The sequence below is a fragment of the Streptomyces sp. HSW2009 genome (genome assembly GCF_040240285.1).
Classification (GTDB): Bacteria; Actinomycetota; Actinomycetes; order Streptomycetales; family Streptomycetaceae; genus Streptomyces.
In genome coordinates, this window is the sequence record NZ_JBEHZD010000159.1 from 1 (window position 1) to 14,267 (window position 14,267).

General features: G+C 71.5%; 10 protein-coding genes. 6 read left to right on the forward strand and 4 right to left on the reverse strand.

Annotated elements, in window-relative coordinates; genetic code table 11:
* Positions 1–139: 139 nt before the first annotated feature.
* From gltX to AAHZ94_RS14570, 3 genes are all read right to left on the reverse strand, one after another.
* A complete protein-coding gene (gene gltX / locus AAHZ94_RS14560; protein WP_349993293.1) occupies positions 140–1,606 on the reverse strand; it encodes a glutamate--tRNA ligase in 1,467 nt (488 codons plus the stop codon).
* Positions 1,599–2,381, reverse strand: coding sequence for a fumarylacetoacetate hydrolase family protein (locus AAHZ94_RS14565; RefSeq protein WP_349993294.1), 783 nt, complete (start codon positions 2,379–2,381; stop codon positions 1,599–1,601). The genes gltX and AAHZ94_RS14565 overlap by 8 nt, the downstream gene beginning before the upstream one ends.
* A 909-nt stretch (positions 2,382–3,290) precedes the next feature.
* The gene (locus AAHZ94_RS14570; RefSeq protein WP_349993295.1) at positions 3,291–3,467 is read right to left on the reverse strand and encodes a hypothetical protein; all 177 of its coding nucleotides are present in this window, start codon (positions 3,465–3,467) and stop codon (positions 3,291–3,293) included.
* A gap of 531 nt (positions 3,468–3,998) precedes the next feature.
* On the opposite strand from AAHZ94_RS14570, the gene AAHZ94_RS14575 reads away from it, so the two are divergent.
* The 4 genes from AAHZ94_RS14575 (at position 3,999) to AAHZ94_RS14590 (ending at position 9,945) form a co-directional block, all read left to right on the forward strand.
* Positions 3,999–8,411, forward strand: coding sequence for a nitrate- and nitrite sensing domain-containing protein (locus AAHZ94_RS14575; RefSeq protein ID WP_349993296.1), 4,413 nt, complete (start codon positions 3,999–4,001; stop codon positions 8,409–8,411).
* Between the two features lie 49 nt (positions 8,412–8,460).
* On the forward strand, positions 8,461–8,874 hold the full coding sequence (locus AAHZ94_RS14580; RefSeq protein WP_349993302.1) for a roadblock/LC7 domain-containing protein: 414 nt from the start codon (positions 8,461–8,463) through the stop codon (positions 8,872–8,874).
* Between the two features lie 98 nt (positions 8,875–8,972).
* On the forward strand, positions 8,973–9,380 hold the full coding sequence (locus tag AAHZ94_RS14585; RefSeq protein ID WP_349993297.1) for a DUF742 domain-containing protein: 408 nt from the start codon (positions 8,973–8,975) through the stop codon (positions 9,378–9,380).
* The gene (locus AAHZ94_RS14590) at positions 9,361–9,945 is read left to right on the forward strand and encodes a GTP-binding protein (protein WP_349993298.1); all 585 of its coding nucleotides are present in this window, start codon (positions 9,361–9,363) and stop codon (positions 9,943–9,945) included. The genes AAHZ94_RS14585 and AAHZ94_RS14590 overlap by 20 nt, the downstream gene beginning before the upstream one ends.
* Positions 9,946–10,329: 384 nt before the next feature.
* Here AAHZ94_RS14590 and AAHZ94_RS14595 read toward each other — a convergent pair whose 3' ends face one another.
* Positions 10,330–10,470 (reverse strand): hypothetical protein, encoded by a 141-nt coding sequence (locus AAHZ94_RS14595; protein ID WP_349993299.1) that lies wholly within the window; start codon positions 10,468–10,470, stop codon positions 10,330–10,332.
* Between AAHZ94_RS14595 and AAHZ94_RS14600 the strand changes: the two genes are divergently transcribed.
* Complete coding sequence (locus AAHZ94_RS14600) at positions 10,463–13,708, forward strand: nitrate- and nitrite sensing domain-containing protein (RefSeq protein WP_349993300.1); 3,246 nt, start codon at positions 10,463–10,465, stop codon at positions 13,706–13,708. The genes AAHZ94_RS14595 and AAHZ94_RS14600 overlap by 8 nt on opposite strands.
* A gap of 1 nt (position 13,709) precedes the next feature.
* Positions 13,710–14,132, forward strand: a complete 423-nt coding sequence (locus AAHZ94_RS14605) for a roadblock/LC7 domain-containing protein (RefSeq protein WP_349993301.1) — start codon at positions 13,710–13,712, stop codon at positions 14,130–14,132.
* Positions 14,133–14,267 lie beyond the last annotated feature (135 nt).

Sequence of the window (14,267 nt, forward strand, 5' to 3'; positions counted from 1 at the left end):
GGCGGGGGCCCGGGGGGGGGGGGGGGGGCGGGGGGCGCGGGGCGGGCCGGGGGGGGGGGCGCGGGGCGGGGGGGCCGGCGGGGGCCGGCGCCGCCCCCCCGTCGGGGAAGGGCGCCGGCCCGGGTGTTCCGTGGCCCCGTTACCGGGCCGCGCGCAGCCGGCGCAGCGTCTCCTCGCGGCCGAGCAGTTCCATCGACTCGAACAGCGGCGGCGAGACCCGCCGCCCCGTGACCGCGACCCGCAGCGGCGTGAAGGCGAACTTGGGCTTGATGCCCAGGCCCTCCACCAGCGCCTCGCGGAGGGTGGTCTGGATGGGCTCCGGCGTGAAGTCGGCCAGTTCCTCCAGCGCCTTGATGCTGGCCTCGATGACCGGCTTGGCGTCGTCGGTGAGCACCTTGGCCGCGTCGGCCTCGTCCACCCGGAAGTGCTCCGGCTGCACGAACAGGAAGCCGAGCATGCCGACCGCCTCGCCCAGCACCACCATGCGCTCCTGGGCGAGCGGGGCGGCCTTGGCGAGCAGGTCGAGCTCGGCCTCGCTGGGGGCCCGGCCGGGGAAGAGGAACGGCACCAGGCGCCGCACGTACTCGTCGGGCGCGAGGGCCCGCAGGTGCGTGGCGTTGATGGATTCGCACTTCTTGAGGTCGAACCGCGCCGGGTTGGCGTTCACGTCCGCGAGGTCGAAGGCGGCGACCATCTCTTCGACGGAGAAGATGTCCCGGTCCTCGGCGAGCGACCAGCCGAGCAGCGACAGGTAGTTCAGCAAGCCCTCGGGGAGGAAGCCGCGGTCGCGGTAGAGGTTGAGGGACGCCTGCGGGTCACGCTTGGAGAGCTTCTTGTTGCCCTCGCCCATGACGTACGGCAGGTGCCCGAAGGCCGGGACGGTGCCGTTGCCCACGCCGATCTCGGCGAGCGCCCCGTACAGGGCGATCTGGCGCGGCGTGGAGGAGAGCAGGTCCTCGCCGCGGAGCACGTGCGTGATCTCCATCAGCGCGTCGTCGACCGGGTTGACCAGGGTGTAGAGCGGCGCCCCGTTGGCGCGGACGATGCCGAAGTCCGGCACGTTCTCCGGGGTGAAGGTCAGCTCGCCGCGGACCAGGTCGGTGAAGGTGATCGGGGTGTCCGGCATCCGGAAGCGGACGATCGGGGTGCGGCCCTCCGCACGGTAGGCGGCGATCTGCTCCGCCGACAGGTCGCGGCAGGTTCCGTCGTACCCGGAGGGCTTGCCGGCCTTGCGGGCGGCGTCCCGGCGCGCGTCGAGCTCTTCGGTGGTGCAGAAGCACTCGTAGGCGAAGCCGCGCTCCTGGAGTTTGCGGGCGACGTCCGCGTAAATGTCCATGCGCTGCGACTGCCGGTACGGGGCGTGCGGGCCGCCCACCTCCGGGCCCTCGTCCCAGTCGAAGCCCAGCCAGCGCATCGCGTCCAGGAGCTGCTGGTAGCTCTCCTCGGAGTCACGGGCCGCGTCGGTGTCTTCGATGCGGAAGACCAGGGTGCCGCCGTGGTGGCGGGCGAACGCCCAGTTGAAGAGGGCGGTGCGGACCAGCCCCACATGGGGGTTGCCGGTCGGCGAGGGACAGAAACGGACGCGTACGGGAGATGCGCTAGCCACGCTTGATCACCTTGTTGGTGAGAGTGCCGATGCCTTCGATGGTGACGGCGACCTCGTCGCCGACGTTGAGCGGGCCGACCCCAGCCGGGGTGCCCGTGAGGATGACGTCGCCGGGGAGCAGCGTCATGGCCTCCGTGATGTGCACGATCAGGTCCTCGACCGAGCGGACCATCTCGCTGGTGCGGCCCAGTTGGCGCTGTTCGCCGTTGACGGTGCACATGATCGCGAGGTCGCCGGGGTCGACGTCGGTCTCCACCCACGGCCCCAGCGGGCACGAGGTGTCGAATCCCTTGGCGCGCGCCCACTGCTGTTCGCGGCGTTGCACATCACGCGCGGTGACGTCGTTGGCGCAGGTGTAGCCGAGGATGACGTCCCTGGCCCGCTCGCGCGGGACCTCCCGGCACATCCGGCCGATCACCACGGCCAGCTCGGCCTCGTGGTGGACCTCCTGCGAGAAGGAGGGGTAGACGATGGGGTCGCCCGGGCCGGCCACGGAGGTGGACGGCTTGAAGAAGGCGACCGGTACGTCGGGGACCTCGCCGCCGAGTTCCCTGGCGTGCTCCGCGTAGTTGCGGCCGATCGCCACGACCTTGTTGGGGAGCACCGGGGGGAGCAGCCGCACCTTGTCCAGCGGCACCCGTTGCCCCGAGCGCTCGAATTCGGCGAAGGGATGACCCTTGATGATGTCGAGGACGGGGCCGCCTTCGGTGGCGGCGTCCCCCTCCACGACTCCGAACGCGACGTTGCCGTCGATGGAGAATCTGGCGATGCGCACGGGAAGTGCTGCCCCTCACTGATCGCTGTTAGCTGGCTGGAGTCTGACGCTTCAGGCTATCTCTCCGTCTTCCACCCCGGCGCGCGCTTTCCCCGTCGCCCCCGCCACCACCACCCCGGCAGCCGGCACCGGCACGCCACCGCTCGGTGACCCGGGCGGCTCGGTACGCCCCGTACGACGCACGGAGCGCCGGCACTTGCCCACGGCTCGCGGCCCGCGGGCACGACACGGAGCGCCGCAGGGAACTCCACGCCCGGCCCACGGAGCACGGAGCGGTGAGACGTTCCCCACGGGCCACGGGCCACGGGCCACGGAGCGCGTCGTACGCGACACGGAGCGGAGCGCAGGCCACGGGGCACGCCGTACGGGCACGGGGCCGGGGCGGGAGCACGGAGCCGGGACACGGGGCGCTGCCGCAGGGGCAAGTGGGCGTCGTCGTCCCGTACGTGGGACGTGCTCGGGGCGGCCGTGGGACGCGCTCGGGGCGGCGCTGCGTACGGCGCGGCCCCGTCGACCAGGCGGAAGACAACCACCGGCGTCCGTGGGCCCCGTACCAACTCAACCCCGCGCGCGCACGCGCGCGAGGCGGTGCCCCATGCGAAGGGAGAGCGGGGCAGCGGAGGGAAGCGCCGGTGGGCAGCCGAAGGACCAGGGAAGCCGGGGGAAACCGGGGGAAACCAAAGCCGGAAGGCACGGGAGGCACGGGAGGCCGGAGGAAACCGGGATCGGGAGGAACCGAGGGGCCGGCGCGTCCGGAGAGGTCAGGGCAGAGCCGGCGCGTCCACCGAGCAGAGCCCGGGGAAGCCGGCACGTCTGGGGAACCCGGAGAACCCAGCAGCGCGTCAGAGGAGGAGTCAACCGGGCGCCACGATCGCGGCGGTCGCGCGGGCGCCCTGGTCGCGTCGGCTACTACTTGGGCGCTTCGGTGAGGATGGTGCGGCGCGGGTTCGCGGTCTGGGTGGGCAGTTCGACCGGGTTTGCCTGCTCTTCGGCGGGCGCGGTCTGGAGTTCTTCGGCGTCCTTGAGGTGGGCGAGGGTGGTGCGCCGCGGGTTGGCTATGTTGCGGAACATCATCGTCGTCTTCACGGGATCTGCCTCATCTTGTCGTTTTTACGGTGGGTGTAAAGCGTCAGGCTAAACGCGCGCTTCCCCCAAAATCCGCGGCCCCAGTCACGCCCATGTTGTGAGTTTCCTCACGAAGAGGCGGACAAATGCCACATCGTGCACACCAATTCCTTTGCTAAAAACCGGGCATTACCCACCCAATAGGCACGTTCCGCTCTTGATCATCTCGACCCGGACACGCGCCACTCCTGAGCAGAACGTGCATAAAAGTCCGTTATCGTGGCCATTGTTTTCCACATGCGGTCACTTTATTGCCACGTACCGTCACCGCATTCACACCGTGACCCACGGCTCTTGTTGGAGCATCCGGCACTGTGCTGGAATTCCACGGACCGCCGACAGGATTCACCTGGCGCGCAGAGGGCGCAGACGGGGCGCCGAGCGGCGGCGGCCTCGCTCCTCGACAAGGAAGGGTCAGCGCGCCGGTCACTCACGACTCACACCGTCCCGCCGTATGGCGGCGGGACGCCTGGTCCAGAGGTTGCGACACTAGTGCAGGGACGTTTCAAGAAGGATGGCAACGCTGCGGCGGACCCCGAGCCGCGCGGTGGTACCGACCGTGGTGCGGGTGCGGATGTCAGTACGCGACCGCCCGCGCCCGGCGGGGACGAGTCATCCGGCGAGCGGCCGAAGGCGAAGGGCCCCACGGGACCCGGGCCGCGAATAGCCCTGCGTAACTGGAAGATCAGCACCAGGCTCGTTTCGCTGCTCGCGCTCCCCGTGGTGGCCGCCACCACGCTGGGTGGGCTGCGTATCCAGAACTCTCTGGAGAACATCGAGCAGCTCGACCAGATGAAGCTGCTCACCGAGATGACGCAGCAGGCGACTTCGCTGGCCAACGCGCTCCAGGAGGAGCGCGACCAGTCCGCCGGCCCGTTGACCGGCTCAGGTGACGACAAGAACGACCAGGTGGTGGGCCCGCGGCAACGGGTCGACCAGGAGTTGGTCGCCTTCGCCGACGCCACCGACGACGTCGACCCCGTCGACCCGGCGATCACCGGTGTGCAGTCGACGATCATCGACATCAAGAAGCAGCTCAACAAGATCCACGAAATCCGCAAGCAGGCGTACCAGGACGCGGATTACACGTCACAGACGATCATCGGTTACAACGAGCTGATCACCTCGCTGCTCTCACTGTCGCAGGACATGGCGCAGGCGACCAGCAACCGCTCGATGATCAACAAGACGCGTGCGCTGGCGACGTTCTCGTCGGCCAAGGAGTACGCGTCGATCCAGCGCGCCTCCATCAGCGCCGCCCTCGCGCACCCGAAGAAGCCCCGCCTGTCGGCGACGGACAGCCGGTACACCGCGACGGCGCTGGAGAAGGAGGACCAGGCGCTCCGCCGGTTCGCCGAGATCCGCCCCAGCGACTTCACCGAGCTGACCGACCCGCTCTACGGCAACAACAGCGACATCAACGCGGCGAACAAGTACGCGCTGCGCATGGTGCGCGACCCGGACAGCCTCGCGTCCGAGAAGCGCACGTACATGGACTGGTACGACCAGGACAGCATCAAGCTCGTCGCGATGTCGAAGATCGAGCAGACGCTGCTGACCGAGATGGAGCAGAAGGCCCGCGAGCTGCGCTCGGAGGCCAAGCAGGACGCGATCATCAACGGTGCGCTGATCCTGCTGGTCCTCGGCATCTCGCTGGTCGGCGCGTTCGTCGTCTCCCGGTCCATGGTGCGCTCGCTGCGCCGGCTCCAGGACACCGCGCAGGACGTCGCCCAGCAGCGCCTGCCCGAGCTCGTCAAGGAGCTGTCCGAGCACGACCCGCAGGACGTGGACACCTCCGTCGAGTCGGTCGGTGTGCACAGCCGGGACGAGATCGGCAAGGTGGCCGCGGCCTTCGACGACGTGCACCGCGAGGCGGTCCGGCTCGCCGCCGAACAGGCGCTGCTGCGAGGCAACGTCAACGCGATGTTCACCAACCTCTCGCGCCGGAGCCAGGGTCTGATCCAGCGCCAGCTCTCGCTCATCTCGGAGCTGGAGTCCCGCGAGGCCGACCCGGACCAGCTCTCCTCGCTGTTCAAGCTCGACCACCTCGCCACCCGCATGCGCCGTAACGGTGAGAACCTGCTCGTGCTCGCCGGTGAGGAGCCGGGCCGTCGTTGGACGCGCCCCGTGCCGCTGGTGGACGTGCTCCGTGCGGCGGCGTCCGAGGTGGAGCAGTACGAGCGGATCGAACTGAGCTCGGTGCCCGGCACCGAGGTCGCCGGCCGGGTCGTCAACGACCTCGTGCACCTGCTGGCCGAGCTGTTGGAGAACGCCACTTCCTTCTCGTCGCCGCAGACCAAGGTCAAGGTCACCGGGCACGCGCTGCCCGACGGCCGGGTGCTCGTCGAGATCCACGACACCGGCATCGGCCTCTCCCCCGAGGACCTGGCGGCGATCAACGAGCGGCTGGCGAGCCCGCCGACCGTGGACGTCTCCGTCTCGCGGCGCATGGGTCTGTTCGTGGTCGGCCGGCTGTCGCTGCGACACGGCATCCGCATCCAGCTCCGTCCCTCGGACTCCGGCGGTACGACGGCGCTCGTCATGCTGCCGGTCGACGTAGCCCAGGGCGGCAAAAAGCCGGCTCAGGGCACGCCCGGTACGGGTGGCGCCAGCGGTGCCCCCGCGGTCGCCCCGGCCGCTCCGGTCGCCCCGGCCGCGGGTGCCGCCCCGGCGCTCGCCAAGCCGGCCGGCCCCGATGCGAGTGGCCCTGGTGGCGCCGGCGGCCCCGGTGGCACCGGCACCCGCCGTCAGGTACCCGGCGCGGGACCGCGCGCCGAACTCCCCGCCACCGGTGCGAACCCGGCGCAGGGCAGCAAGCCCGGCGCCGCGGGCCCGGTGCCGCCGGCCGGCGCCGGCGGCCAGCCGGCACGGGGCGGAGCCACCCGCAGCGGACTGCCGACCCGCCCCGTGGGCGCCACGGTGGCCGGCAACGGGGCCGCGGGCACGGCCGCGCCCGGCGGTGACTTCTTCGGCGGTGCCAGCAGCGGCAACCGGGCCAGCGGTGGCGGAAACGTCCCCGCCACGACCGGTGACTTCTTCGGCGGCAGCCGGGCGGGGGCGCGCAGCCTCAACCAGGGCGCAGACGGCGACCGCCCGGCGCTGCCCGCACGCTCCGGTCAGGACGCGCAGGACGAGCAGCCCACCGTCGCCCCGCCGACCGGCGCCCCCGCGGGCGCGGGCCGCAGCGGTGAGCAGGACGCCCGTCCGCAACTGCCGCAGCGCGGCCCGGCTGCGGCGCTGCCCGCCGCGTCCGACGACAAGACCGCCAGGCCCGCGAAGGCCGGCGCGTCCGCCGACGCGCCAGCGCTGGACGGCGGGTCGCAGCTCCCCGGTGCCAACTGGGGCGCCCGGCGGGCAGCCGCCGACGACGACTGGCCCGTCGCCTCCGACGCACCGCGCGGCCACGAGGAGATCGACACCACGCCGCCGTTCCCGCGCGGCGCCGCCGGCGGCCCCGGCGACACCGGCGAGTTCGCCCTCCCCGAGCACCAGCACGGCGCCGGCCAGAGCGACACGGGCGGCTACCCGCAGCCCGACGCGGACGGGGCGCCCAACTACGCACAGCAACAGGGCGATCCCGGCGACACCGGCGAGTACGCGGTGCCGGCGCAGCGCCCCGAGCCGGTCGCCGACCACGGCCCCGGCCACACCGGCCAGTTCGCCCTGCCCACCGGGCTCGGCGGCCCGGGCGACACGGGCGAGTACCCGCAGCCCGGCACCCAGGACACCGGCGCGTACCCGACCGCCCAGGACACCGGCGCGTACCCGACGTACGCCAGCGGTCCGGCGGACACCGGTAGCTACCCGCAGCCCACCGACGTCGGCGGCTATCCGCAGGACGGCACGGGGCAGTACGCGCTGCCGGGCGGCCTGGGCGACACCGGCGAGTACCCGCAGCCGGCGCCCGGGCGCGGCACCGGCGAGTACGCGCTGCCCGGTGGCCCCGGTGACACGGGCGAGTACCCGCGCCCCGCGGACACCGGCAGTTACCCGCAGCCCGGCATCGACGGCACCGGCAGCTACGCCACCTCCGGGCTCGGCGCCGCCACCGGCGAGTACACGCTGCCCGGTGGCCCCGGCGACACGGGCGAGTACCCGCAGCCGGTGCTCGGGCAGGGCGGTCCCGGCGACACCGGTGAGTACCCGCAGCCCGCGCTCGGACAGGGCGGCGGGGACACCACGCAGTTCCAGCGGCCGGACTTCGACGGTCCGCCGCCGGGACGGGGCGCGGCGTACCCGCAGGGCGGCCCCGGTGTGGGGCTCGGCGACGCGCCGTACGCGGAGCCCGCTACGGGGCCCGAGGAGGACCACCTCACCGGCGAACTGCCGTTGCCGCAGGGGTTCGACAACGGTGGCACCCCGATCTTCGACACGATCGAGTCGCGCTGGTTCCACCGCGCGCCCGGAGCCGCGCCGGCGCCGGCCCCGCAGGCACCGGCCGAGCCCGCCGCGCGCGGGTACGAGCCGGTCGGCGAGGAGTCGGCCACGGGTTCGGCGACGCCGCCGCTGCTGCCGCGGCGCGAGCCCGGCCAGCAGAGCATGATCCGTACCCGGGCCGCCGGCCCGTCGGGGCGCGCGGAACAGCCCGCGCAGCCCGAGCCGGCGCCTGCCGCGGAGCCGCTGCGTGCCGCGGAGGCGGCGCCGTGGCGCTCCACGCCCAACGACGAGCGGTGGCGGCGGGCCGAGCAGGTCCGTGAGCCGGCCGCGGGCGGGGTGACCTCGTCCGGTCTGCCCCGTCGCGTACCGCGGGCCAACCTCGTGGACGGCACCGCCGAGGAGCAGCCCACCCCGCGGCGGACCGGTCCGCAGGTCTCGCGCGCGCCCGATGACGTGCGCGGGCGTCTGACCAACCTTCGACGCGGTATTCAGCAGGGCCGTCAGGCCGGAACGGACGGTCGGTCGTGAGAACCGCGGTCGTGACCCCTTTCACCAGCAGGAGCGTTAGTTGAGCCCGATGAGCCAGGCGGCGCAGAATCTGAACTGGTTGATCACCAACTTCGTGGACAACACCCCGGGGGTGTCCCACACGGTGGTGGTCTCCGCGGACGGACTCCTTCTGTCCATGTCCGAAGGGTTTCCCCGGGACCGGGCCGATCAATTGGCCGCGGTCGCCTCGGGACTGACGTCCCTCACCGCGGGTGCGTCCCGCATCTTCGAGGGCGGTTCCGTCAATCAGACGGTGGTGGAGATGGAGCGTGGTTTCCTCTTCATCATGTCGATTTCCGACGGTTCCTCGCTCGCGGTGCTCGCACATCCCGAGTGCGACATTGGTCTCGTCGGCTACGAAATGGCGCTCCTCGTTGATCGTGCGGGTAATGTCCTGACTCCCGACCTGCGCGCCGAATTGCAGGGCAGTCTGCTCAGTTAACCAACCGTCCACCGTCCGTCCTCGCTTCACCGCCAGGCTCCCCCACCGGCAACGACCGACGGCACCACTACTCGCTTGCTGTCCCGACCGGAGGAACCATGAATCCGCCCGCTGCCTCGACCGGCCCGTACGGCGCTTCCCACCACGCGTCGTACGGGGCCGAAGGCGATCAGCCGCTGGTGCGTCCCTACGCGATGACCGGTGGTCGCACCCGGCCGCGTTACCAGCTCGCCATCGAGGCGCTGGTGAGCACCACCGCGGACCCCGCGCACCTCCAGGGGCTGCTCCCCGAGCACCAGCGGATCTGCCACCTGTGCCGCGAGGTCAAGTCGGTCGCCGAGGTCTCCGCGCTGCTGGCGATACCCCTGGGTGTGGCCCGCATTCTCGTGGCCGACCTGGCCGAGGCCGGCATGGTGGCGATCCACCAGCCCGGCGGCGGCGCAGAGGCCGGTACGCCGGACGTGACGCTGCTCGAAAGGGTGCTCAGTGGACTTCGCAAGCTCTAGTGAGGCGGCCGTCCCCCGCACCACCACCTCCGCGAAGATCGTGGTGGCGGGCGGCTTCGGGGTGGGCAAGACCACGTTCGTCGGCGCGGTTTCGGAGATCAACCCGCTGCGTACGGAGGCCGTGATGACCTCCGCTTCGGCGGGGATCGACGACCTGAGCCATGTCCAGGACAAAACCACCACCACGGTGGCCATGGACTTCGGCCGCATCACGCTCGACGACGACCTGATCCTGTATCTGTTCGGCACGCCCGGGCAGGACCGGTTCTGGTTCATGTGGGACGACCTGGTACGCGGCGCGATCGGCGCGATCGTGCTGGTGGACACCCGACGGCTGGCGGACTGTTTCCCCGCCGTCGACTACTTCGAGAACTCGGGCCTGCCGTTCGTCATCGCCCTCAACGGGTTCAACGGCCACCAGCCCTACACGCCCGAAGAGGTGCGCGAGGCGCTCCAGATCGGCCCCGACACCCCGATCATCGTGACCGATGCCCGGCATCGTGGGGAAACCAAGAGCGCCCTCATCACCCTGGTCGAACACGCGTTGATGGCCCGCCTCAAGTAGCGTGTGTTACCGGTTAGTTGCCTGTGAAACCGTTGTGTGATTTGCCACGGCTAGCCCGCAAATTCATAACGTTTCGGCAGGCAATTGCCATGTAGCCGCCACGTACAGCGTTCACGCCACTGCGCTACGTATCCGGATTCTCGTTTCTTTGCCACCCTCTCGACCTTTACGCCCGTTTTATCTCTGTGGCTGACAGTCCCCGGTCCGCGGCCGGCACTGTTTGGAATGCGCATGCCTCACGTGCTGGAATTCGCTGAACTGAGCGGTAGGGGCTCAGCCGAGAACGGCACACCATCCGGTGCCGACGCCGAGAGGTTTTTGGTCAGTGAGGCGAAGCGCAGCGGCGCCAGCAGCGGGGGAGCCCCAGTCGTCGACCCAACAGGGTCAGGCGCGGGGCAACTTCACGCCGCCGGCGCGCACTCCGGCGCCCACCGGACCTGCGGCCTCCTCCCCACCGCCGAGCGGGGGCGTCTGGTCGCCGCGCAACTGGCGGGTGCCGGTCCGGCTCAATGCGATCTTGCTCATTCCGGTGCTGGTGGCGTTGGTCTTCGGCGGACTGCGGGTCTCCTCGTCGGTCGAGACCTGGCAGCAGGCGCAGGACGCCGAGCGCACCGCCCGGCTGGTCCGGGCCGCCGCCGAGTACGGGCACGCGCTGGTCAACGAGCGTGACGTGGCCGTGGTGCCGCTGCTGTCCGGCCGCGAGTCGGACCAGGTGCAGCGGGCCCGTCGGGCGACCGACGAGGCGGCCAAGCAGTTCGACCGGTACGCGCACGACATGCCGGACGACGCGGGGCTCGAACGCCGCCTCAAGGAGTTCCGCACCGTCGAACCCAGGCTGAACTCGCTGCGGCAGAACGCCTACACCCAACGGCTGCCCGGCGTGCAGACCGAAGAGGGGTACGTCACCGTCCAGCACCCCCTGATGGACTTCGCCAACGAGCTCGGCCTCGGCACCAGCAACATCACCTCCTACGGGCGCACCGTCTATGTGATGTCGCTGGCCAAGGCCGCTGAATCGTTGCAGCGTTCGATCGGCGCCCACCTCCTCACCAAGCCGGGCCCCACCGACGCCGACCGCGCCGCCCAACTCACCGCCTTCTCCTCATACGCATATCTGACGCGGCTGGCGCTGATGGAGTTCGAGTCCGGCGGCCTGGACGAGGACAGCGCGCATCTGAAGACGGCGCTCAAGGAGTCGGCCGAGAAGTACCGGCAGCAGGTGGCGAAGGACCGGGCGGCGCACGGGGACGGGTTCGTGACCCCGCCGTCGAAGGAGACGATGGCGAAGGCCATCGGCTCCGGCGCCAAGCCGTCCGACCTGCGCGCGCAGGGCATCACGGCCGATGCGTGGTACGCGGCGTCGACGGCCGAGTTCGACGCGTACCGCACGGTCGAGGTGAGCCTGCTCGACAAGGCCGTGGACGAGGCCGCCGGCATCTCGTCGGACGCCCGCCGGGACACCTTCGTGAACTCCGCCGTCGTACTGGTGGCGCTGCTGGCCGCGTTCGTGGTGGCCGGTCTGATGGCCCGGGCGATGAGCCAGAACATGCGCCGGCTGCGCAACGCCGCGCTTGAGGTGGCCGAACAGCGGCTGCCCGAGATGGTGGAAGAGCTCTCGCGCACCGAGCCGGGCCACGCCGACCCGCAGGTTCCGCCCATCCCGATCGCCAGCAGGGACGAGATCGGCGAGATCGCCCGCGCCTTCGACCAGGTGCACCGGGAGGCCGTACGCCTCGCGGCCGAACAGGCGCTGCTGCGCGGCAACGTCAACGCGATCTTCACCAACCTCTCCCGCCGCAACCAGGGCCTCATCGAGCGGCAGCTCACCCTGATCAGCGCGTTGGAGAACCGGGAGGCCGACCCGGACCAGTTGGAGCACCTGTTCCGGATGGACCACCTGGCCACCCGGATGCGGCGCAACGGCGAGAACCTCCTGGTGCTGGCCGGCGAGGAGCCGGGCCGCCGGTGGAACCAGCCGGTGCCGCTGGTGGACGTGCTCCGTGCGGCCTCCTCCGAGGTGGAGAGCTACGAGCGGATCGAGCTTGCCGGGGTGCCGGACAGCGAGATCCACGGCAATGCGGTGACCGACCTGGTGCACCTGCTGGCCGAGTTGCTGGAGAACGCCACCACCTTCTCCTCGCCGCAGAGCAGGGTGCGGATCACCGGCACCCGGCTGCCCGACGGCCGGGTGGTGGTCGAGATCCACGACCAGGGCATCGGGCTGACCGCCGAGGACTTCGCGGACATCAACCACAAGCTTGCGTACCCGCCGACCGTGGACGCGGCGGTCTCCCAGCGGATGGGGCTGTTCGTGGTCGGCCGGCTGGCCAACCGGCACGGCATCCGGGTGCAGCTCCGCCCGGCCGGCGAACAGAGCGGCACCACCTCGCTGGTCATGCTGCCCGAGCCGATCACCCACGGCGGTGGCGGCGACGAGGAGCAGCCGGCGGGCGACTTCACCGTCTCGCCGATCGTCCCCGACCAGCCGACCGGCGAGCACCCGCAGCCCGCGGCGGCGGCGCCAGGATCAGGCCACGGCGATCCGGGCTACGGTGCGGGGCCCGGCGCCCCGTACGCAACAGCGCACGACGGCGGCTACGGGGCGGCGACAACCGCTCCGTACCAGGCGAATCAGGCGGATCAGCTTCCTTCCCCCGTGCCGTACGAGCCGGCCACGGACGGCGGCTACGGCGCCGGTGTCGACACGGGGCAAGGTGCGTACGCCGCACCGGGCGCCGGCCAGGACACGGGAGCCGGCGGATACCCGGTCGGCTACGCCAACGGACCCACGACTGGCTACCCGGCGGAGTTCGCGCCGGGTGACCAGGCGGCGGCCGACGGGGCCGGGTACGGGGCCGGGCAGCAGGTGCCGGGGCCGATCGCGCCCTCCGAGCTCACCGGCCAGGTGCCGCTGCCCGCGGCGCCGGAGGGGGCGGCTGGGGCAGCCGGGGCGGGGCTGACGGGGCCGGCCGGTTACCCGTCCGACAGCCTTCGCGACGGTGCGTATCCGGAAGGTGGGTACGCGGATCAGTCGACCACCGGACAGTTCGCCTACGACGGGCACGGCGCCCCTGGCCACCAGGGCGGGTGGTCCGGGTCGGGTGAGTACCCGGTGCCCGGCGACGGCGGGTACCCGGGCCAAACGGAACCCCCACTGAGCGCTGCCGAAGACGGCTTCGAGCGCGTAGAGTTCCACCGTCCGGGCCAGGCGCCCGACGGCGTCCAACCGGTGACCGACGCGGGGCTCCCGCGGCGGGACCAGCAGTGGCAGGGACCGGACGCGACCACGGAGCCGTCCGCCACGGCGGACGCCCGTACCGAGACAGCAGATCCAGCACCCGAGGAGCAGGCGGAGCCGGAGCAGCAGACGCAGCCCGCGGACTCCGGCTGGCGATCGACGAACGACGAGCGGTGGCAGCGCGCCGAGCAGTTGCGCGAGCCGAAGGCGGGCGGCGTGACGCTGTCCGGGCTGCCGCGGCGGGTTCCCCAGGCCAACCTGGTGGAGGGCACCGCCGAGGAGGGCCCGCAGGGCGGACCGCAGGTCTCCCGTTCCCCGGAGGACATCCGCGGCAGGTTGAGTAGCCTGCGGCGCGGTGTCCAACAGGGCCGCACCGTCGGGACCGGCACCGGCCAGGGCAACACCGCCGGCGGCAGCGCAGGCGCCGCTGACGGCGTCGCCGGCGACGGCACCCACCACGACAGTCACCACCAGCATGACCAACAGGGCTTCGGCCCCGGCAGCACCTACGATCAGGAGCGTTAGTGTGAGCCCGATGAGCCAGGCGGCGCAGAACCTGAACTGGTTGATCACCAACTTCGTGGACAACACCCCCGGGGTGTCCCACACGGTGGTGGTCTCCGCCGACGGACTCCTTCTGGCGATGTCCGAAGGGTTCCCCCGAGACCGGGCCGACCAACTGGCGGCCGTCGCCTCCGGTCTGACCTCGCTGACCTCCGGGGCGTCCCGCATCTTCGAGGGCGGCGCCGTCAACCAGACGGTGGTGGAGATGGAGCGCGGCTTCCTCTTCATCATGTCGATCTCCGACGGGTCCTCGCTCGCCGTGCTCGCGCATCCCGAGTGCGACATCGGCCTCGTCGGCTACGAAATGGCCCTCCTCGTCGATCGTGCCGGTGGCGTGCTCACCCCGGATCTCCGTGCGGAACTGCAAGGGAGCCTTCTCAACTAGCAAACAAACAGTGCGTTTCGCGCCCCCCCCCCCGGGGGGGGGGGGGGGCGCCCCGCCGCCAGGGGGGGTGGGGGGGGGACCCTGGGCACGGCCCCCCGCGGGGATTACGGTGTGGTTTTCACATCAGACCCGGCC

Bases quoted from the DNA above. Each gene is read 5' to 3' on its own strand.
- AAHZ94_RS14595 (WP_349993299.1), bottom strand. From the start codon at position 10,470: ATGAGCAAGATCGCATTGAGCCGGACCGGCACCCGCCAGTTGCGCGGC.
- AAHZ94_RS14585 (WP_349993297.1), top strand. From the start codon at position 8,973: ATGAATCCGCCCGCTGCCTCGACCGGCCCGTACGGCGCTTCCCACCAC.
- AAHZ94_RS14580 (WP_349993302.1), top strand. From the start codon at position 8,461: ATGAGCCAGGCGGCGCAGAATCTGAACTGGTTGATCACCAACTTCGTG.